Source organism: Pseudomonas sp. GW822-FHT05A08, from assembly GCF_058800485.1.
Window position 1 is genome coordinate 2,115,521 of the sequence record NZ_CM179511.1, and the last position, 20,150, is coordinate 2,135,670.

At 62.3% G+C, this 20,150-nt stretch carries 18 protein-coding genes; 13 read left to right on the forward strand and 5 right to left on the reverse strand.

Going from position 1 to position 20,150, the window contains the following annotated elements; translation table 11 throughout:
• Positions 1–51 precede the first annotated feature (51 nt).
• The 6 genes from AC3RCP_RS09590 (at position 52) to AC3RCP_RS09615 (ending at position 5,489) form a co-directional block, all read left to right on the forward strand.
• Complete coding sequence (locus AC3RCP_RS09590) at positions 52–1,893, forward strand: carbamoyltransferase family protein (RefSeq protein ID WP_007931462.1); 1,842 nt, start codon at positions 52–54, stop codon at positions 1,891–1,893.
• 34 nt (positions 1,894–1,927) lie between these two features.
• On the forward strand, positions 1,928–2,071 hold the full coding sequence (locus AC3RCP_RS09595) for a hypothetical protein (RefSeq protein WP_007931463.1): 144 nt from the start codon (positions 1,928–1,930) through the stop codon (positions 2,069–2,071).
• Positions 2,072–2,098: 27 nt separating this feature from the next.
• A complete protein-coding gene (locus AC3RCP_RS09600) occupies positions 2,099–3,421 on the forward strand; it encodes an aspartate aminotransferase family protein (RefSeq protein ID WP_492569724.1) in 1,323 nt (440 codons plus the stop codon).
• A 59-nt stretch (positions 3,422–3,480) separates the two neighbouring features.
• Complete coding sequence (locus tag AC3RCP_RS09605; RefSeq protein ID WP_007931465.1) at positions 3,481–4,083, forward strand: formyltransferase family protein; 603 nt, start codon at positions 3,481–3,483, stop codon at positions 4,081–4,083.
• Between the two features lie 81 nt (positions 4,084–4,164).
• Positions 4,165–4,794, forward strand: a complete 630-nt coding sequence (locus tag AC3RCP_RS09610) for a LysE family translocator (RefSeq protein WP_007931466.1) — start codon at positions 4,165–4,167, stop codon at positions 4,792–4,794.
• Positions 4,795–4,883: 89 nt separating this feature from the next.
• Entirely contained in the window at positions 4,884–5,489 is a 606-nt protein-coding gene (locus AC3RCP_RS09615; RefSeq protein WP_007931467.1) for a LysE family translocator, read from the forward strand.
• A gap of 69 nt (positions 5,490–5,558) precedes the next feature.
• Here the strand turns inward: AC3RCP_RS09615 and AC3RCP_RS09620 are convergent, their stop codons facing one another.
• The 3 genes from AC3RCP_RS09620 to AC3RCP_RS09630 form a co-directional block, all read right to left on the reverse strand.
• A complete protein-coding gene (locus tag AC3RCP_RS09620) occupies positions 5,559–7,589 on the reverse strand; it encodes an FUSC family protein (protein WP_492569726.1) in 2,031 nt (676 codons plus the stop codon).
• Between the two features lie 153 nt (positions 7,590–7,742).
• Entirely contained in the window at positions 7,743–8,531 is a 789-nt protein-coding gene (locus AC3RCP_RS09625; protein WP_101337192.1) for an MlaA family lipoprotein, read from the reverse strand.
• On the reverse strand, positions 8,524–9,822 hold the full coding sequence (locus AC3RCP_RS09630) for a hypothetical protein (protein WP_007931472.1): 1,299 nt from the start codon (positions 9,820–9,822) through the stop codon (positions 8,524–8,526). The genes AC3RCP_RS09625 and AC3RCP_RS09630 overlap by 8 nt, the downstream gene beginning before the upstream one ends.
• Positions 9,823–10,063: 241 nt before the next feature.
• Here AC3RCP_RS09630 and AC3RCP_RS09635 point away from each other — a divergent pair, with 241 nt between their 5' ends.
• Positions 10,064–10,435 carry a hypothetical protein gene (locus AC3RCP_RS09635; protein WP_009042785.1) on the forward strand — a complete coding sequence of 124 codons (372 nt, stop codon included), beginning with the start codon at positions 10,064–10,066 and terminating at the stop codon, positions 10,433–10,435.
• A gap of 70 nt (positions 10,436–10,505) precedes the next feature.
• Here the strand turns inward: AC3RCP_RS09635 and AC3RCP_RS09640 are convergent, their stop codons facing one another.
• Complete coding sequence (locus tag AC3RCP_RS09640; RefSeq protein WP_492569729.1) at positions 10,506–12,059, reverse strand: glycoside hydrolase family 17 protein; 1,554 nt, start codon at positions 12,057–12,059, stop codon at positions 10,506–10,508.
• Positions 12,060–12,400: 341 nt separating this feature from the next.
• Here AC3RCP_RS09640 and AC3RCP_RS09645 point away from each other — a divergent pair, with 341 nt between their 5' ends.
• The 3 genes from AC3RCP_RS09645 to AC3RCP_RS09655 all read left to right on the forward strand — a co-directional run bounded on the left by AC3RCP_RS09645 (position 12,401) and on the right by AC3RCP_RS09655 (position 15,676).
• On the forward strand, positions 12,401–13,252 hold the full coding sequence (locus AC3RCP_RS09645; protein ID WP_007931479.1) for a glycine betaine ABC transporter substrate-binding protein: 852 nt from the start codon (positions 12,401–12,403) through the stop codon (positions 13,250–13,252).
• A 457-nt stretch (positions 13,253–13,709) separates the two neighbouring features.
• Complete coding sequence (locus AC3RCP_RS09650) at positions 13,710–14,021, forward strand: DUF485 domain-containing protein (protein WP_492569731.1); 312 nt, start codon at positions 13,710–13,712, stop codon at positions 14,019–14,021.
• Positions 14,018–15,676, forward strand: coding sequence for a cation acetate symporter (locus AC3RCP_RS09655; RefSeq protein WP_007931491.1), 1,659 nt, complete (start codon positions 14,018–14,020; stop codon positions 15,674–15,676). The genes AC3RCP_RS09650 and AC3RCP_RS09655 overlap by 4 nt, the downstream gene beginning before the upstream one ends.
• A 302-nt stretch (positions 15,677–15,978) precedes the next feature.
• Here the strand turns inward: AC3RCP_RS09655 and gltA are convergent, their stop codons facing one another.
• The gene (gene gltA, locus AC3RCP_RS09660; protein WP_007931493.1) at positions 15,979–17,268 is read right to left on the reverse strand and encodes a citrate synthase; all 1,290 of its coding nucleotides are present in this window, start codon (positions 17,266–17,268) and stop codon (positions 15,979–15,981) included.
• A gap of 351 nt (positions 17,269–17,619) precedes the next feature.
• Here gltA and sdhC point away from each other — a divergent pair, with 351 nt between their 5' ends.
• From sdhC to sdhA, 3 genes are read left to right on the forward strand one after another with little or no spacing between them, the layout of a single operon-like run.
• Positions 17,620–18,006, forward strand: coding sequence for a succinate dehydrogenase, cytochrome b556 subunit (sdhC, locus tag AC3RCP_RS09665; RefSeq protein WP_169915034.1), 387 nt, complete (start codon positions 17,620–17,622; stop codon positions 18,004–18,006).
• On the forward strand, positions 18,000–18,368 hold the full coding sequence (gene sdhD, locus AC3RCP_RS09670; protein ID WP_007931497.1) for a succinate dehydrogenase, hydrophobic membrane anchor protein: 369 nt from the start codon (positions 18,000–18,002) through the stop codon (positions 18,366–18,368). Before sdhC ends, sdhD begins: the two co-directional genes overlap by 7 nt.
• A gap of 3 nt (positions 18,369–18,371) precedes the next feature.
• Positions 18,372–20,144, forward strand: coding sequence for a succinate dehydrogenase flavoprotein subunit (gene sdhA / locus AC3RCP_RS09675; protein ID WP_007931499.1), 1,773 nt, complete (start codon positions 18,372–18,374; stop codon positions 20,142–20,144).
• Positions 20,145–20,150: the final 6 nt, after the last annotated feature.

Genomic DNA, 20,150 nt, shown 5'->3' on the forward strand with positions numbered 1-20,150 from the left:
ACACAGGGAATTTCCATGGATTGGCATGAAGCTATGAGGATGAGCGTTTAAATGGCTACTTACGTATTAGGGATTTCGGCGTTCTATCACGACAGCGCAGCAGCGTTGGTGAAGGACGGGGTGCCGGTGGCGGCGGCCCAGGAAGAGCGCTTCACGCGGGTGCGGCACGACGCGGCGTTTCCGGCCAATGCCATCAAGTACTGCCTGGACGCCGAGGGTATCGGCCTCGATGAGCTGACCGCCGTGGTCTACTACGAAGACCCGCAGGAAAAGTTCTCGCGGATGATTTCCTCCTTCGCCAGTGGCGGTATCAGCGGCGCGCGCACCTTCATCAGCACCATGCCGGAATGGATCCGCTGGAAGCTCAATGTGCTCAAGTTCATCGACGAGAAGCTCGAGGAACTGGGGCGTGGTACCGGTCCGCTCACCATCGCCTCGCAGCACCACCGTTCCCATGCCGCGGCGGCGTTTTTCCCGTCGCCGTTCGAGCAGGCGGCGGTGCTGTGCATCGACGGCATCGGCGAATGGCATTCGACCACGATCTGGAAGGGCGACGGTTCCAAGCTCGACCTGATGAACTCGATTTCCTATCCGCACTCGGTCGGCCTGTTCTACTCGGCGTTCACCTATTACTGCGGCTTCAAGGTCGACTCCGGCGAGTACAAGCTCATGGGCCTGGCGCCTTACGGCCGGCCGATCTATGCCGACAAGATCCGCAAGGAATTGATCAACATCCGCGCCGACGGCTCCTTCACCCTGAACATGAAGTACTTCGAGTACCTGCGTGGTGAGCGCATGGTCGGCGAGGCATTCGAGGAGTTGTTCGGCGGTCCGGTGCGCAAGCCGGAGAGCCCGATCACCCAGCGCGAATGCGACCTGGCGGCCTCGGTACAGCAGGTGACCGAGGAAGTGGTGCTGGGGCTGGCCACCGCGGCCGTGCGGCAGACCGGTTACCGCAACCTGTGCCTGGCCGGTGGCGTGGCGCTCAACTGCGTGGCCAACGGCGTGCTCAGCCGTTCCGGACGTTTCGACGCGATCTGGATTCAACCCGCGGCCGGCGACGCCGGTTGTGCCCTGGGGGCGGCCATGGATTATTCGGTCAAGCGCACCGGGCGCCCGCACCTGGGCAGCAAGAAGCTCGACGCCATGAGCGGCAGCCTGTTGGGGCCGGGCTTTGGCGATGAAGAGATCCAGGCGTTTCTCGACGCCAACCAGTATCCATACCGGCGCTTCGAGGGTGCCGAGCTGTATGACGAAACCGCGCGGCACCTGGCCGACGGCGCCGTGGTCGGCTGGTTCCAGGGACGCATGGAGTTCGGCCCGCGAGCCCTGGGCGCGCGCTCGATCCTCGGCGATCCACGCAATCCCGAGATGCAGCGCACCATGAACCTGAAGATCAAGTACCGCGAATCCTTCCGGCCCTTTGCCCCGGCGGTGCTGGACGAGGACGCCCAGGTCTACTTCGACATCTGCGAGAAGAGTCCGTACATGTTGATGGTTTCGCAGGTCACCGACTCGATCAAGACCGAGGAATCGCGCAAGCCGGGTGGCCCTGAGCGTGGCCTGGGCAGCATCAACTCGATCCGTTCGCAACTGCCGGCGGTGACCCACGTCGACCTGTCGGCGCGGGTGCAGACAGTGACCGAAGAAAACAACGCGCCGTTCACCCATCTGCTGCGCAGTTTCAAGAAGCGCACCGGCTGCTCGGTACTGGTCAACACCTCGTTCAACGTGCGCGGCGAGCCGATCGTGTGCAAGCCGGAAGAAGCCTACGCCTGCTTCATGCGCACCGAGATGGATGTGCTGGTACTGGGCAACTTCATTCTCGAGCGCACGACCCAGCCGGAGTTCGTCGAAGAGGTCGACTGGCGCAACGAGATCCCGCTGGACTGATCGCTCACTCACTTTTTATTCAGGAGACAAGGCCATGCTCAGGTTGCTTTCGTTGTTGATGTTCGCTGTGGTGTTGCTACCGATCGGCTGGGCGCGCCGGATATTCAATTCCTCGCGCTTCAGCCAGCGTTTCCATCAAGGCTCGACGGCGTGGGACCACCCGGAAAACACCCGTTAGGCCGCATAACTGCAAGGGCTCGGATCCATGTCAACGGTCATCTACAAGAACTTGAATGCCTCACCGATTCTCGCCGTCAATGGTGCTGGGGTCTGGCTTGAGGATGCCTCGGGCAAACGCTACCTCGACACGTGCGGCGGGGTGGCCGTTTCCAGCCTGGGACATGGACACCCACGGATCGCCGCGGCCATCGAGCAGCAGGCGAAAAAACTCAGTTGGGCCCACGCCGGCAGCTTCACCACAGCCGCCGCCGAGGAGTTGGCGGACCTGCTGGTGGGGTCCTCCGGCGGGTTGGCCAAGGCGCAGTTTCTCTCCGGCGGCTCCGAGGTCATGGAGCTGGCGATGAAAATTGCCTACCAGTATCAGTGCGAGCGCGGGCTGCCGGGCAAATCGATCTTTATCTCGCGGCAGCAGAGCTACCACGGCAGCACCCTGGGGACCTTGTCGATATCCGGCAACCTGCAGCGTCGCGGGGTCTTCGAGCCGTTGCTGGGAGCCGCCGAATTCGTCTCGCCCTGTTATGCCTATCGCCATCAGGGGACCGATGAAAGCGACGAGCAGTACGGGACGCGCCTGGCGCTGGAACTGGACGAAAAAATCCGGGCGCTGGGCAGCGACAGGGTCGCGGCGTTTTTCGCCGAGACCGTGGTCGGCTCCACCAATGGCGCGGTGCCGCCGGTGCCGGGGTACTTCCGCAAGATCAAGGCGGTGTGCGAGCGCCACGACGTGCTGCTGATCCTCGACGAGGTGATGGCCGGCATGGGCCGTACCGGCAGGTTCTTCGCCTACGAGGACGACGGCATCGTGCCGGACATGGTCGCGGTCGGCAAAGGCCTGGCGGCCGGTTACCAGCCGATCTCGGCGTTGCTGGTCAGCAGCCAGGTGCATGAGGCCATGGCGGGCAACTCCGGGGTACTGGGCAACGGCCAGACCCACGTCAACCACCCGCTGGCCTGCGCCGTTGCGCTGGAGGTGCAGCGAGTCATCGAGGACGAGAACCTGCTGCAGGCCGTGCGCCTGCGCGGCGAGCAACTGCGCCACGGCCTGCGCGAGTGCCTGGCGCGCTTCGAGCATGTCGGCGATGTGCGCGGGCGTGGGCTGTTCGTCGGCGTCGAGTTCGTTCAGGACCGCGACACCCGCGAGCCCTATCACGGTGGCGGCCGTTACGCCGCGAGCCTCAAGGCGCAGGCGCTGGAACAAGGGCTGCTGATTTATCCGGGCAGCGGAACCGCCGACGGTGTTCACGGTAACCACGTGCTGTTCGCGCCGCCGTTCATCTCCAGCGAAGCGGAAATCGCCGAAATGGTCGAGCGCTTCACGGCGGTGGTCGAGGCCTGCCAGCAGGGTTAGCGGGAGGGCGGACCGGGGGTGTTTTCGAAATGTACCAACAGCCAATAGTGGAAAAGACTATGCAGACCATCGAACCATGCAAGGACAAAGTTCTATTGTCGGTGTGCACCATGGACTGGTGCGATCACGGCGTTGAATTCGCCAAGACGGTTTTTTCCAACCTGGAAGTGTTCTGTTGGGACCCGGGCGACCCCTATCCGTATCACCTGGAAGACTGGGAAGGCGACTGGATCATTTCCTATCGTGGCGACTTCATCTTCCCGCCGAGCATCTATCAGCGGGCCCGCAAGGGCGCAATCAACCTGCACCCGGCGCCGCCCAAGTACCGCGGCCTGGGCAGCCAGCACTACGCGATCTACTACCAGGATGAAACCTACGGCTCGACCTGCCATCACCTGGCGCCCTCGGTGGACAGCGGCGACATCATCCATGTTGCGCGTTTCAATATCGCCCCGGCGGAAACCGCGTCTTCGCTGCGCCTGCATGTCGGCGCCTATTGCCTGCAGCAGTTCATCCATCTGTTGACCGACTACATCCTGCAAGGCCGTCCGCTGCCGGTTTCGCCCGAGCGCTGGGGCGAGCGGCTGTACAAGCAATCCGAACTCAAGCCCTGGATGGAAAAGATCCGGGCCGAAGAACCCGATCATCGCTGCTTCAAGTAGCGAGGATGGATGCCGGCCCGAGCGGGGCGGCATCCCCGGTTGGTAAACCCTGCTCCCGCGACTTCTACGAGAGACCGTCAAATGTTTGATTTATCGAGCTTTGGTGCTGCTATGGCCGTTTATGTCATCGGAACCGCCAGCCCTGGCCCGGGTAACCTGGCGATTGCCAACACCTCGCTCAGCTACGGGCGTACCCCGGGGTTGGCGCTGGCGGCCGGGGTCATTTCCGGTTCGTTGTGCTGGGGCGCGATGACGGCTGCGGGCGTCTCGGCCTTGCTGATGTCCAACACCCAGGTGCTGGTCTGGCTGAAGATCCTCGGCGCCTGCTATCTGTTGTGGCTGGCCTACAAATCCATCCGCGGTGCCCTGAGCTCGAGCGCGGTCAACCTCAACCGCGCCCGGGCCAAACAGAGCCGCACGCTGGGGTTCTACCTGCAAGGGCTGGGCATCCACCTGACCAACCCCAAGGCGGCCCTGACCTGGTTCACCGTGACCACCGTCGGCCTCAGCGCCACGGCGCCGTCCTGGGCCAGCTTCGTGCTGGTGGGCAGCTGTGCGGTCGCCGGTTTCGTGATTTTCTGCGCCTATGCCCTGGCCTTTTCCGCGCGTTCGGCGGAGCCGTTTTTCGTCCGCACGCGCAAGGCTTTCGGCCTGGTCTGCGGCGCGTTCTACGCGATGGTCGCCGCGGGCTTCATCGGGTCCTTGCTGTAAGCGTGGATAAGCCTCGCCCGTGGCGATCGCCGGGGCGAAAACAATGACTCAGGGCTCTGTTCGGAGCATGTACTTCTCAGGATGACTGTATGCCGTTGTCGATCGACTTGTTGTTGGCTTTCGCCTTGTTTGCCTTTGTCACCTCGGTAACCCCCGGACCGAATAACGCCATGCTGCTGGCTTCGGGCGTGAATTTCGGATTCCGCCGCACGGTGCCGCATATCCTCGGGATCAGTTCGGGGTTCCTGGTGCTGGTGCTGGCCGTGGGCCTGGGCCTGGGCGCGGTGTTCGAGGCCTACCCGGTGCTGTACAAGGTGCTGCGCTACGTCGGTGCGGCCTATCTGCTGTATCTGGCCTGGAACATCGCCCGTTCCGGGCCGGTGTCCCAGGAAGTCGACGGCAAGGGCCGGCCGCTGGGGTTCTGGGGCGCCGCGGCGTTCCAGTGGGTCAACCCCAAGGCCTGGGTCATGGCGCTGGGGGCCATCAGCACCTACACGCCGTTGCAGGGTTACTTTTTCAACGTGGTGGTGATTGCCAGCCTGTTTGCCTTGATCAACGCTCCGAGCGTCGGGGTCTGGGCCGGGTTCGGCAGCGTGCTGCGCAACGTCCTGCGCGATCCGCGCTGGCTGCGCCTGTTCAACTACGGCATGGCGTTGCTGCTGGTGATTTCGCTGTTCCCGTTGCTGCAAGCCTGAGGGGCTCTCGCAGGGCGTTATGCCGCCACCCGCCGCCACCGGCGCGTGGCGGTTTTTTTTGCCCGCTCATTACCCCTGGGCAACCGCCGCCACGCCGGGTTCGTGGCGAGTCAGGCGGCACCATTTGTGCCAGGTGAATTGCAGTTGCAGCAGCGCCGCCCTGGCCATTTCCAGATCCTGTTCCGGCAGTTGCGGCGCCTGTTCCAGGGCCTTGAGCAGGGCGACGGTCGGGGCGTCCAGTCGATCGCTGCGGCGTGGCGTCGGTCCGCCTGACTTGAGCAGCGTGGCGATGCTTTGCAGGTAGTGCCCGCGTTCCACGGCCAGGGCGCCGGTCGCCGCGCCCAGGCTGGCGCGCAGTTGCAGCAGTTCGTCGCCCAGGTCGAGCCCGAGCAGGCCGTTGTCCCAGTGCTGGCGGCGTTCCTGGGGTAGGCTTTCGGAATAGCGCGCCAGGCGGATCAGGCGGTCAGCCATGCGCCCGCCGAACCAGCTCTCGGCTTGCTCCAGCGGGCGCGAGGTGAGTTGCGCCAGGTCGAACAGCGAGGCGCGGAACATCCGCCGATAGTGATGTTCGCCGGGGTTGAGGCTGACCAGGCGGAACACCAGGACCGCGATGCCGACGCCAACCAGGGTGGCCATGGCCTTGTTGAGGAAGTTGGCCAGGTCGTAGGTCATCAGGTTGCCGGGGCCGACGTTGTTGATGAAAAAGATGCAGAACGCCGAGGCGATCGGCGCCATCCGCGGCTTGCTCATGCACAGCGAGGCGCAAAACAGCGGCACCCCCAGGCCCATGCACAGCAGCGGGAAACCGTCCCAGCCAGGCAGCAATCCCAGGCCGACGAAGCCGGCGACCGGCACCGACAGGGCGATGCCCTTGAGAAAGTTGAGGCTGGAGGCAGAAGGGTTTTCCCGGCCGGCGAACAGGCTCAGCACCACCCCGCAGATCGATACCGCGCCCAGGCCTGAGGGCCAGGCCGAGAGTACCCAGAAGCCGGCCACGGCGAGAAACGCCAGGGCGCTGCGCAGGCCGCCAAGGATGCCTTGCTCGATATCGCGGTGCCAGGACAGGGCGCCAGGCGCGCCAAGGGGCACTCGGGCTTGCTCGACGGCTTGCAGGGTTTGCGCGCTGCGTTCGAGCAGCACCGGCACTTGTGCCAGTTGCATCAGGCACAGATGCGCGTCCTGAGGCAAGCTGCGGTCCTGCAGCGCCTCTTGAAGGCGTGAGGACAGTTGGGCGATGTCTTGCTCGTGGCTGTGTTCCAGGGCCGTGGCCAGCTGTTCGATCAGGGGAGCCACGCTGGCATTCGCCGCGCTGTCGAGCATCAGCCGCTGGCGGGCCACGCCACGGGCCGCACGCAGCAGGCTCAGCAAGTCGCGACTGAGCACCCGCAGGGCCTGTGAACGTCGCCGTCCCTGGGGGCCTTCGAACCAGGCGTGATCGCGCTGGGCATCGACCGCCACCAGCTTGCCGAGGGCTTCCAGCAGCCCCTTGCGCTGGTCCTGGCCGATCAGTTCGGAGGCCGCGGCGCGCATGCCGGCTTGCCACGCGAGCTTGCCCTGGGTGGCCAACGCCTGTTCGACCCGGCGTGGCCAGAGCACGGTGCTGGCGATCGCCGCGCAGATGATCCCCAGGCTGATTTCCGAACAGCGGGCCACGGCCTGGTCGAACACCAGCAGCGGATGTGCGGTGGCGGGCAGGGCGACGATCGCTGCGGTGTAGCCGGCCAGTACGAAGCCGTAGGAGGCGTGATTGCGCAGCAGCGAGGCACCGGTGGTGCAGAAGGCCAGCCACAGCGCCATCGCCAGCAGAAACAGCAGGGGCGCCTGGCCGAACAGGCCGATCAGCACGATCGAGGCCACGGCCCCGCTGAAGGTGCCGAGCAGGCGGAAGGCGCCCTTGGCCAGGACCATGCCGCTGCTGGGCTGGCTGACGATGAATACCGTGGTCAGGGCCCATTGCGGCTGCTCGAGGTTGAAGCGAAAGGCCAGGTACAAGGCAATGACCCCGGCGATCATGTTCCTGATGGCGAACAGCAGGTCGTTGCGGCTGGGAGCCAGGACGGCCAGCCAGAAATCGGGGATTCGCAGGGCGAGGCTTTTCATTTGCAAGGCACATAGATAGCTAGCTAATGATTAGCATCGTATCTACTTGCCTGGAAAATTCCAATGAGGATTTTTCCGGGGCCGGAGAAGGTACAGGTGGTGAGGGAAGGGCGAAGAAAAGGGCCCTGCGCGGATGGCAGGGCCCTGGAGGGATCACTCGGCGATTTGCAGCTTGCGCGATTCGGTGTAGACGTAGCGGACTTTCTCGTATTCGAACGGCGAGTCCAGCTGGCCATAGCGGAAGCTGGTCTGATAACGCTTGTCGATAGCGCGCAGGACCCAGAGTTCCGGGTGATTCGAACTGACCTCGGACACGTTGAGGAAGTTGATCGCCGACTCGGTGGTGTAATCCACGGCCAATCCGGCGGTGTCGCGAAGGTTCGAGGGCCCGAGGATCGGCAGGACGAAATAGGCGCCGCCCGGCACGCCGTAGAAGCCCAGGGTCTGGCCGAAGTCTTCGCTCTGGCGTGGCAGGCCCATGCGGGTGGCCGGGTCCCAGAGACCGCCGATACCGAGGGTGGTGTTGACCAGCAGGCGGGCGGTGGTGTTCAGCGAGCGCTGGCCCTTGAACTGCAGCAGGCTGTTGACCAGGTTCGGCACGTCGCCCAGGTTGTTGAAGAAGTTGCTCACACCGGTGCGCAGGAAGCTCGGGGTGATGTAGCGGTAACCGTCGACCACCGGCAGGAACACCCACTGATCGAAGCGGTAGTTGAAGTGGTACACCCGACGGTTCCACGACTCCAGCGGGTCGTAGACGTTCAGCGCGTTGAGGGTCGAGCGCTCGAACTCGCGCTGGTCCAGGCCCGGGTTGAACTTGAGTCGCTTGAGCGGCTGGGTGAAGCCGTCCCCGTCTGCGACCACGGGTGTCGCGGCCTTGCTGTTGTCGGCATTGGCATAGCCTGCGCAGAACAACGCAGCGATGAGCAGGAAATGTTTAGCCACGGAAGAACTCCAGCATGGCGTCGCTGTTGACGCGGTAGTTGAGGTTGCCGCAATGGCCGCCATGGGGGTAGACCGTCAGCCGGTCGCCAAAGGTCTTGCGCAGGAACCCCAGGTCGCCCGGGCCGAGGATCACGTCGTCGGCGTTGTGCATCACGGCGATTTTCGGGCTGTCCTGCAGGTAATCCTTGAGTGCGTACAGGCTCACCTGGTCGATCAGTTGCAGCACGCTGCCGCCGTCGGTGCGGGCGCGCCACATCGGAATCACCTGCTCGGTGAGGTAGCAGTCGAAGTCGCATTGCAGGGCGCGCTTGAGGAACGGCGTGAGGTTGGTGCCTTCGCTGATCGGGTACTTGGGCGGGGTGATCAGGCCGCGGCGGTTGATCAGGTCCGAGGTGAACGCGATATCGGCGGCGGAGAAGCGGAACGAGGTGCCGATCAGCATCGCCATCTGCTCGTTGCTCAGGTGCTGCTTGGACTGCTGGAAGTCGTAGAGCAGGGCATCGTTGAGGTCGATGTAGCCCTTCTGCTGGAAGTAGCGGGTCAGCTTGTTCAGTACCAGCTCGTAGAAGGTGGTGGTGTTATTGATGCCCTTGACCTCGGTCTGCACCAGCTTGTCGAGGTTGGTGATGGAGGTATAGAGGTTGACCGGCGGGTTGAGCAGCAGGACTTTCTTGAAGTTGAAGCTGCGTCGGGTTTCGTCCAGCTTGCTGACGAAGGCCGCATCCAGGGCGCCGAGGCTGTAGCCGGTGAGGTAGAAGTCGGTGACCGGCAGTTTCGGGTTCTGCGCGCGCACTGCCTGCATCACACGGTAGAGGTCTTCGGCGTCTTCCTTGGTCACGCCGGGGGTGGCGAACCGCGAGGCGGCGCTGATGAAGTCGAAGCTGGTGGGCGAGGACAGCTGCACCACATGGTAGCCGGCCTGGTAATAGAGCTTCTTCAGGTACTCGTTGAGGCTGCTGTCATAGCGCGCGCCGGTGCCGGCGATGAGGAAGATCAGCGGCGCGGCATGATCCTGCTCGGCGATGCGGTAGGTGAGCTTCTTCACGGCCCAGAAGTTGTCCGGCAGGATGAACTCGCGCTCGGGGCGCAAGGTCAGGCTGCGGTCCGCCTGATTGATGTCGTCGTCACTCGGCAGCTTCGGACGCAGGTCCGGCGGAGTGGTGGCAATGGTCGCCTCGAACGGATTGGTCAAGGGGTAGCCATAGCTGGCGGCATCGATGTCGACCGCGAGCGCGGACGCACTCGAAATAAGGCCGCCAAACAGGGCAGCGAAGCGCAAGGAACGGAGCATGACTAAATCCCTGTAGAGGAAGGTGCCGGGTGAAGTTCGCAGGCTATGACCACCGGGTTGCTGCCGAAGTGCCATGGCACGGCACAAAAAACGATCAAGGCAGCGCAAAGCCGGATCGGCGGTAATAGTTGCCAGACGATACACTTTGCCGCTGTTTGCTCAACAGTTATCTGTGTAACAAGCTTGCTTACCGGCCTCGGGCGATTATGCTGGGCGCCGTTTTCGCTTATCGGAGTGCTTCATGTCCCGCCGTCTTCCCCTGATTCTGCTGCTTGTTGTCCTGCCGTTGTGGCTGGCCGCCAGTTATGGCGTGCGCTACGGCTTCATGGAGGACGCTCGATGGGTCGGCGTCTGTGTCGACGAGGCCAGCCGCTGGGAGTGCCAGGCGCGTTCCAGCCTGGGGTTGCTGATCCACTTCAAGGTCATGGGCTGGGCGGCGCTGGCGGCGTCCCTGATCGCCTTCGTGGTGCCGGGCCGTTCCGGCTGGGGCCTGGCGGTGCTGGCGCTGCTGTTCGGCTTTCCGGCGTTGGCGCTCTACAACACCAGTCTGGCGGTGTTTGCCATCGTGATCGGCGCCTTGCGGCTGGTGCGAGCGCCTCGCGCGGTGGCGTAGGAGCGAAGCTTGCTCGCGATGAACGATGGCGCGGTATTGCTGCTACACCGCGGTGCTGCCATCGCGGGCATCAGGCTTTGCGAGCCCGCAAGCTGCGCCACAGGGCGGCGACCATCAGCACGCTGACCAGGGCCCAACCCCAGGCCTGCTGGTTTTCCAGGCCTTCGCGATACAGCTGGGGAGCGATGCCGGCACCGACGATAAAGGTCAGCAGGGCGATTTCGCGACGCGGCACCCGCACCGGGCGGCACAGGTAGACCAGGGCCGGCAGGAGCAGGGCGGCGCTGGGGAAGCTGCGATAACGCGGGTCGAACACCAGCTCCAGCATCATCACCGCGGCGGCGAAACCGGCGCTGGCGAGCAGCCAGCCCGCATGCTTTTCCAGGCGATTGAACATACGTTGGCGCCAGCCGGCGCGGGTGCTCAGGCTCAGTGCCGCGTGGGCCAGCACCAGCAGGTTCAGGGCCAGCAGCAGGCCCGCCCAGAACCATTCCCCGGCAAAGCGGCTGGTGACCCGCGCCAGCTCGCCCCAGGCGCCGATGGAACAGGCAGCCAGGGCGCCGAGCAGTGGCAGGGTAAGCGCCGCGCGAGTACCGCGGACCCGGCCACCGAGGATCAGCGTGGCAACGAAGATCGCCCCGCCCACGCCCAGCCACAATGGCCAGTAAGGCAGGTTCGACACCGGCCCGGCGAGTACGCCCTTGTCCTGGCGATCGGCATCGAACAGCCCCCAGTAACCGCCGACCGCACCTTCGCTGGCGCGCTTCCACGGCTGGTCGAAGGCTTCGATCAGGTTGTAATGCCAGCCATTCTGTTCGGCCATGACCACAAAACCACGGATGAACTTGGCCTCGTTGACCCGGCTCGGCAGGGCGGTTTCACGCTGGCGGCCTTCGCTGGGCCAGCCGGTCTCGCCGATCATCACGTCCTTGGGCGCGAACTTGTTGCCGAACACCTGGCGCACCTGCGCCACATGGTTCAGTGCGGCATCGATGTTGGACGGATCGTCTTCCCAGTAGGGCAGCAGGTGGATGGTCAGGAAGTCCACCGCCGGCGCGATTTCCGGGTGCTTGAGCCAGAACTCCCAGACGTCCGCGTAAGTGACCGGCTGCTTGACGTGGGCCTTGACCTTGTTGATCAGCCTGGCCAGTTGCGGGCCGGTGACTTCCTTGCGCAACAGGGCTTCGTTGCCGACGATCACCGAGCTCACCACGTCCGGGTTGGCATTGGCCGAGGCGATCAGCAGGTCGACCTCTTTTTCGCTGTCCACCGGGTTGCTGTTTACCCAGGCGCCGATCATCAGTTTCAGGCCGTGCTTGCGCGCCAGGTCCGGCAGGGCTTCGAGGCCGGTCATGGAGTAGGTGCGGATGCACTCGAAGCGGGTCGCCAGCAGCGCCAGGTCGGCGTCCATGCGCTCCGGGCGCAGTTTGAACGGCTGGTCGAAGGGCGACTGGTCCTTGTCGAACGGCGTGTAGGACGCGCATTGCAGCTTGTGGCTGGCGCTGGCGACATCCGGCAGCACCACCGGCTGGCCGAGGCCGTACCAGAAACCGCAGAGCGCGAAGACTCCCAGCAGGCAGGCGAATAGATAGGGCAGGAGCGGGAAGCGGGCAATCGAGGGCATGGTCAGGCCGTCAGGAAACAAAGCGGGGCATCTTACCCGGATTTGCCGCTGCCCAGGTGGCCTGCATGATTTTGACATGCAAAGTTCGGGCGGGATTGGGCGACTGTTTTGGGCATGCCCTGATTACTGGCGAACTGGTGTCGTTGCTGAATGTTTTGAGGTCGCAGTCAGAGCAGGTCGCCTTTGGCGTCAGGTTGATGATCGACGCGTCAGAGCTCTCATAGGGCAATCGCGCTGATGTTCGAGCAAGTTGGTGGGGCGTGATGAGGGCGCTGTGCACCATAACAACAGGTTGACGCGGCTCGGCATCCGTCGGGCGCAGCACTTTCGGGGAAGTAACGATGAAGATGCGACGACTCTTAGGCGCAGGTGCCGGTCTGGTACTTGCGATCAGTTCAACCCTGGCCAGCGCCGATAGCAAAACCCTGAGCATCGGCTATGTCGACGGTTGGTCGGACAGCGTGGCGACCACCTATGTAGCGTCTGAGGTGATCAAGCAGAAACTCGGTTATGACGTGAAGTTGCAGGCCGTGGCGACCGGGATCATGTGGCAGGGCGTGGCCACCGGCAAGCTGGACGCCATGCTGTCGGCCTGGCTGCCGGTGACCCACGGCGAGTACTGGACCAAGAACAAGGACAAGGTGGTCGACTACGGTCCCAACTTCAAGGACGCGAAAATCGGCCTGATCGTGCCGGAGTACGTCAAGGCCAAGAGCATTGCCGACCTGAAGGGTGACACCACCTTCAAGAACAAGATCGTCGGTATCGATGCCGGCTCGGGCGTGATGCTCAAGACCGACCAGGCCATCAAGGACTACGGTCTGGACTACAAACTGCAAGCCAGCTCGGGCGCGGCAATGATTGCCGAGTTGACCCGCGCCGAAGAGAAGAACGAATCCATCGCGGTCACCGGCTGGGTGCCGCACTGGATGTTCGCCAAGTGGAAGCTGCGCTTCCTGGACGATCCGAAAGGCGTTTACGGCGCCGCTGAAACCGTCAACAGCATCGGTAGCAAAGGCCTGGAGAAGAAGGCGCCGGAGGTTGCGGCTTTCCTGAAGAAGTTCCAGTGGGCCTCCAAGGATGAAATCGGCGAGGTGATGCTGGCTATTCAAGAGGGCGCCAAGCCGGAAGCGGCGGCCAAGGACTGGGTGGCCAAGCACCCTGAGCGCGTTGCCGAGTGGACCGCTAACTGACCGGGAAGCGTCTAGCTCGCAGGTCTCGAGGCCGCCGGGTGTTCGCACCCGGCGGCCTTTTGTTTTGCCCGGCGCAAAAGCCCGTGTCAGGGGTACTGTCGTTCTAATACTAAGGTCGTCTGGAACCGGCTCCAGAGCTGCATAGAGTGGCTGAGGGTCTGTTGACGCTTGGTGACGAACCGCGTTGCTGGGCCAACTTGTGCGAGGCAAGGCGCGGGATGCCGCCAATGGTTGTTCCCTTGGCAAATCCCGCAACGCAGCCTCGCGCAAGTTGGCACGCAACCCGAAGGGACGGGGCCCACTGGGCGCAGGGCGGCGTTACTCGGAACTTATTTGGAACAACCAAACTGCGTTCCTCTTGCCTTGCCCTGCACCCAGTGGGCCGCCGTCGCGGTCGTCACCAAGCGCCAACAGACCCTCGGTTCCAACTAAAATCTGTGCTGCGAGGATAAAAACAATGAACGACAGCATTTACCTCTCGATTCAAAACAGCTCGCGTTTCAAGGAGCTGGTCAGCAAGCGCGAACGATTCGCCTGGATACTGTCGGCGATCATGCTCGGGCTTTATTCGGGCTTCATCCTGCTGATTGCCTACGGACCCCATGTGCTGGGGGCAAAACTCAGTCCTGGATCATCCATCACCTGGGGCATTCCCATTGGTGTCGGGTTGATTGTCGCGGCCTTTGTCCTGACCGGTATCTACGTGCGGCGCGCCAATGGCGAATTCGACGACCTGAACAATGCGATTCTCAAGGAGGCTCAGCAATGATCCGGCGTCTATTGGCTTTTTTTAGCGTCGCGGCCTTTGCTCCCAGTCTCTGGGCGGCCGACGCCCTGACCGGCGAAGTGCATAAACAACCCCTCAATGTCTCTGCGATCATCATGTTCGTGCTGTTCGTCGGAGCCACCCTGTGCATTACCTACTGGGCCTCCAAGCGCAACAAGTCGGCGGCCGACTACTATGCCGCGGGGGGCAAGATCACCGGTTTCCAGAACGGCCTGGCGATTGCCGGTGACTACATGTCGGCGGCGTCCTTCCTGGGGATTTCCGCCCTGGTGTTCACCTCCGGCTACGATGGCCTGATCTATTCGATCGGCTTCCTGGTGGGCTGGCCGATCATTCTGTTCCTGATCGCCGAGCGCCTGCGCAACCTGGGCAAGTACACCTTTGCCGACGTGGCGTCCTATCGCCTCGGGCAAACCCAGATCCGCTCGCTGTCGGCCTGCGGCTCGCTGGTGGTGGTGGCGTTCTACCTGATCGCGCAAATGGTCGGTGCCGGCAAGCTGATCCAGCTGCTGTTCGGCCTCGATTACCATGTGGCGGTGATCCTGGTGGGTATCCTGATGGTGCTGTACGTGCTGTTCGGCGGCATGCTGGCGACCACCTGGGTACAGATCATCAAGGCGGTCCTGCTGCTGTCCGGTGCCTCGTTCATGGCGTTGATGGTCATGAAGCATGTCAACTTCGACTTCAACATGCTGTTCTCCGAAGCCACCAAGGTTCACCCCAAAGGTGAAGCGATCATGAGCCCGGGCGGCCTGGTGAAGGATCCGATCTCGGCGTTCTCCCTGGGCCTGGCGCTGATGTTCGGTACCGCGGGCCTGCCGCACATCCTGATGCGCTTCTTCACCGTGAGCGACGCCAAGGAAGCGCGCAAGAGCGTGCTGTATGCCACCGGCTTCATCGGCTACTTCTACATCCTGACCTTCATCATCGGTTTTGGCGCGATCCTCCTGGTCAGCACCAACCCGGCGTTCAAGGACGCGGCGGGCGCTCTGCTCGGCGGCAATAACATGGCGGCGGTGCACCTGGCCAATGCCGTGGGCGGCAGCGTGTTCCTCGGCTTCATCTCGGCGGTGGCCTTCGCCACTATCCTGGCGGTGGTGGCTGGCCTGACCCTGGCCGGTGCCTCGGCGGTTTCCCATGACCTGTACGCCAGCGTGATCAAGAAGGGCAAGGCCAACGAGAAGGATGAGATCCGCGTCTCGAAGATCACCACCGTGTGCCTGGGTGTGCTGGCGATTGCCCTGGGCATCCTGTTCGAGAGCCAGAACATCGCGTTCATGGTCGGCTTGGCGTTCTCCATCGCGGCGAGCTGCAACTTCCCGGTACTGCTGCTTTCCATGTACTGGAAGAAGCTCACCACCCGCGGCGCCATGATTGGTGGCTGGCTGGGCCTGGTCAGCGCCGTTGGCCTGATGGTCCTCGGCCCGACCATCTGGGTGCAGATCATGGGGCATGAAAAAGCCATCTTCCCTTACGAGTACCCGGCGCTGTTCTCGATGATCATTGCCTTTATCGGGATCTGGTTCTTCTCCATCACCGACAAGTCCACTGCGGCTGACAATGAGCGGGCGCTGTTCTTCCCGCAGTTCGTACGCTCGCAGACCGGCCTGGGAGCCAGCGGGGCGGTATCGCACTAAGGCCCCTGTGTATCGGCTTCTATATATAAGCTGAGTTGCAAACCAGTGCCCCTGTCGAGAGACAGGGGCATTATTTATTGGCGTCGCCCTTTGTAGCCGCTGGCGCAGCCTGCGATCGAGTGCGCAGCGCTCGCAAGCTCGTTCAGCGTGAGAGTGATGTGGAGTTGGCATTCCACATCCGCTGTGCGGCCGAATGCAGGCAGCTACAGGGAAATGGCGGGGGAGGGGGGCACAAACAAATACGGCCTCTATAAAGAGGCCGTATCCGCTGCAGTCAAGACGTTAGCGCAAGGCAACAGGTCTTACTTGCGGTCTTCCAGCTTGGTGATGTCGCGCGACTCGTAGCCGGTGTACAGCTGGCGAGGACGGCCGATCTTGTAAGGGCTGGAGAGCATTTCTTTCCAGTGCGAGATCCAGCCGACGGTACGCGCCAGGGCGAAGATCACGGTGAACATGCTGGTCGGAATGCCGATGGCCTTGAGGATGATCCCCGAGTAGAAGTCGACGTTCGGGTACAGCGAGCGCTCGATGAAGTACGGGTCGGTCAGGGCGATCTCTTCCAGGCGCATGGCCAGTTCGAGTTGCGGATCGTTGGTGATGCCCAGTTCCTTCAACACTTCGTCGCAGGTCTGCTTCATGACGGTGGCGCGCGGGTCGCGGTTCTTGTAGACGCGGTGACCGAAGCCCATCAGCTTGAACGGATCGTTCTTGTCCTTGGCCTTGGCGATGAACTTGTCGATGTTCGATACATCGCCAATTTCGTCGAGCATGGTCAGTACGGCTTCGTTGGCGCCGCCGTGAGCCGGGCCCCAGAGTGCAGCGATACCGGCAGCGATACAGGCGAACGGGTTGGCGCCCGAGGAGCCCGCCAGGCGTACGGTGGAGGTCGATGCGTTCTGCTCGTGGTCGGCATGGAGGATGAAGATCCGGTCCATTGCCTTGGCCAGCACCGGGCTGATCGGTTTGATCTCGCACGGGGTGTTGAACATCATGTGCAGGAAGTTTTCCGCGTATGACAGGTCGTTGCGCGGGTACATCATGGGTTGGCCCATGGAGTACTTGTAAACCATCGCGGCCAGGGTCGGCATCTTGGCAACCAGGCGGATCGCGGAAATTTCGCGATGCTGCGGGTTATTGATGTCCAGGGAGTCGTGGTAGAAGGCCGAGAGGGCGCCGACTACGCCGCACATGACCGCCATCGGGTGGGCGTCGCGACGGAAGCCGTTGAAGAAGGTCTTCAACTGCTCGTGAACCATGGTGTGGTTCTTCACGTTGCCGACGAACTGGGCCTTCTGTTCTGCGGTCGGCAATTCGCCGTTGAGCAGCAGGTAGCAGGTTTCCAGGTAGTCCGACTTTTCAGCCAGCTGTTCGATCGGGTAGCCGCGGTGCAACAGAATGCCGTTGTCGCCGTCGATATAGGTGATTTTCGACTCGCAGGAGGCGGTCGACATGAAACCCGGGTCAAAGGTGAAGCGGCCCGTGGCCGTCAAGCCCCGAACATCGATTACATCGGGACCAACGGTGCCGGTTAAAATGGGCAGCTCGACGGGGGCTGCGCCCTCGATGATCAACTGCGCTTTTTTGTCAGCCATGTGGCCTCCTATTTATGCTTGAAATCATCAGACAGACCCCCCACGCAGGGCCCGCACCACTATAGTGAGATAAATCCGAATGTCAATTTGCCTAAAGTCTTGCCCCAGAAGGCTTTAACCGGACTTTTTCCTCGAAATTCCCCGCCATTTACGCCTTTTATCCGCCTAACGCAATGAGCTATTAGGGGAAGGTGATTGCGTTGTCATTAGTAGCCTAACTGTCTATACTCGGCCACCGACCGCCATGGGCTTTCGGGCCCGGTTTGATGGGGGTCGTCACTCCCTGGGTGGTGGGTACCTGACCAGTGCACTCCCCAACAACTTTGCCCTGATTGTTAGGGGCTCTTCAGTGTGAAAAAAGCCGTGAATAGCCAACGACCTGTAAACCTAGACCTAAGGACCATCAAACTCCCAGTCACTGCTTACACGTCCATCCTTCACCGTATTTCCGGTGTCATCCTCTTTGTGAGCCTTGCCATCATGCTTTATGCATTGGACAAGTCGCTCAGCTCCGAGGAAGGCTTCGGCGAGGTGAAAGCGTGTCTGACCAGTCCGCTAGCCAAGCTAGTGATTTGGGGCATCCTGTCCGCCTTGCTGTATCACTTGGTTGCCGGTGTGCGCCATTTGATCATGGATATGGGCATCGGTGAGACGCTGGAAGGCGGCAAGCTGGGCTCTAAAATCGTTATCGCCGTATCCGTGGTGGTAATCGTTCTGGCAGGAGTTTGGATATGGTAACTAACGTCACGAACCTGTCGCGTTCGGGCCTCTATGACTGGATGGCACAACGTGTGTCTGCGGTCGTTCTCGCGGCTTATTTCATCTTCCTGATCGGATACCTCGTTGCGAACCCGGGCCTTGGCTACGAGCAATGGCACGCACTGTTCTCCAACAACTGGATGCGTATCTTCAGCCTGCTGGCCATGGTTGCTCTGGGCGCTCACGCCTGGGTCGGCATGTGGACCATTTCGACCGACTACCTGACGCCGATGGCGCTGGGCAAGTCGGCGACTGCAGTACGTTTCCTTTTCCAGGCAGTATGCGGCGTTGCAATGTTCGCCTACTTCGTCTGGGGTGTGCAGATTCTCTGGGGTATCTGATTCATGGCTAACATTCCAACGATTTCTTTCGACGCCATCATCATTGGTGGCGGCGGTGCCGGCATGCGTGCCGCATTGCAGCTGGCCCAGGGCGGCCACAAGACTGCAGTGATCACCAAGGTGTTCCCGACCCGCTCGCACACTGTGTCGGCCCAGGGCGGCATCACCTGCGCCATCGCGTCGGCCGACCCGAACGATGACTGGCGCTGGCACATGTACGATACCGTCAAGGGTTCCGACTATATCGGTGACCAGGATGCTATCGAATACATGTGTCAGGAAGGCCCGGCCGCGGTTTTCGAGCTGGACCACATGGGTCTGCCGTTCTCCCGCACCGAAACCGGTCGTATCTACCAGCGTCCTTTCGGCGGCCAGTCCAAGGACTACGGTAAAGGCGGCCAGGCTGCCCGTACCTGCGCGGCTTCCGACCGTACCGGTCACGCGCTGCTGCACACCCTTTATCAGGGCAACCTGAAAGCCGGCACCACCTTCCTGAACGAGTACTACGCTGTTGACCTGGTGAAGAACCAGGACGGCGCGTTCGTCGGTGTGATCGCGATCTGCATCGAAACCGGCGAAACCACCTACATCCGCGCGAAAGCCACCGTATTGGCGACCGGCGGTGCAGGGCGTATCTACGCATCCACCACCAACGCCCTGATCAACACCGGTGACGGTGTCGGCATGGCGCTGCGTGCCGGCGTGCCGGTACAAGACATCGAAATGTGGCAGTTCCACCCGACCGGCATCGCCGGCGCCGGTGTACTGGTTACCGAAGGTTGCCGTGGTGAAGGCGGTTACCTGATCAACAAGCATGGCGAGCGTTTCATGGAGCGTTATGCTCCGAACGCCAAGGACCTTGCCGGTCGTGACGTTGTTGCCCGTTCGATGGTGAAAGAAATCATCGCCGGCAACGGTTGCGGTCCGAATGGCGACCACGTGATGCTCAAGCTCGACCACCTGGGCGAGGAAGTATTGCACAGCCGTCTGCCAGGTATCTGCGAACTGTCCAAGACTTTCGCACACGTTGACCCGGTGGTTGCTCCGGTTCCGGTTGTTCCGACTTGCCACTATATGATGGGCGGCGTTGCCACCAACATTCATGGTCAGGCGATCACCCAGAACGCCGAAGGCAACGACGAAATCATCCCTGGTCTGTTCGCAGTGGGTGAAGTGGCTTGCGTATCGGTTCACGGTGCCAACCGTCTGGGCGGCAACTCGCTGCTCGACCTGGTGGTATTCGGCCGCGCTGCCGGCCTGCACCTGGAAAAAGCGCTGACCGACGGTATCGAATACGACGACGCCACCGACGCCGACATCAATGCGGCCCTGGCACGTCTGTCCGCCCTCAACGAGCGTACCGACGGCGAAGACGTGGCGACCCTGCGTCGCGAGCTGCAAAGCTGCATGCAGAACTACTTCGGCGTATTCCGCACCGGCGAATACATGCAGAAGGGCATCGCCCAGCTGGCCGAGCTGCGTACCCGCATCGCCAACGTCAAGATCAACGACAAGTCGCAGGCGTTCAACACAGCACGTATCGAAGCACTGGAACTGCAGAACCTGCTGGAAGTGGCCGAAGCCACTGCCATCGCTGCCGAAGTGCGTAAAGAGTCCCGCGGCGCCCACGCCCGTGAAGACTTCGAAGACCGCGACGACGAAAACTGGCTGTGCCACACCCTGTACTTCCCGGGTGAGAAGCGCGTTGCCAAGCGTGCCGTTAACTTCTCGCCGAAGACTGTTCCGACTTTTGAACCAAAAGTCCGGACTTACTAAAGGGTG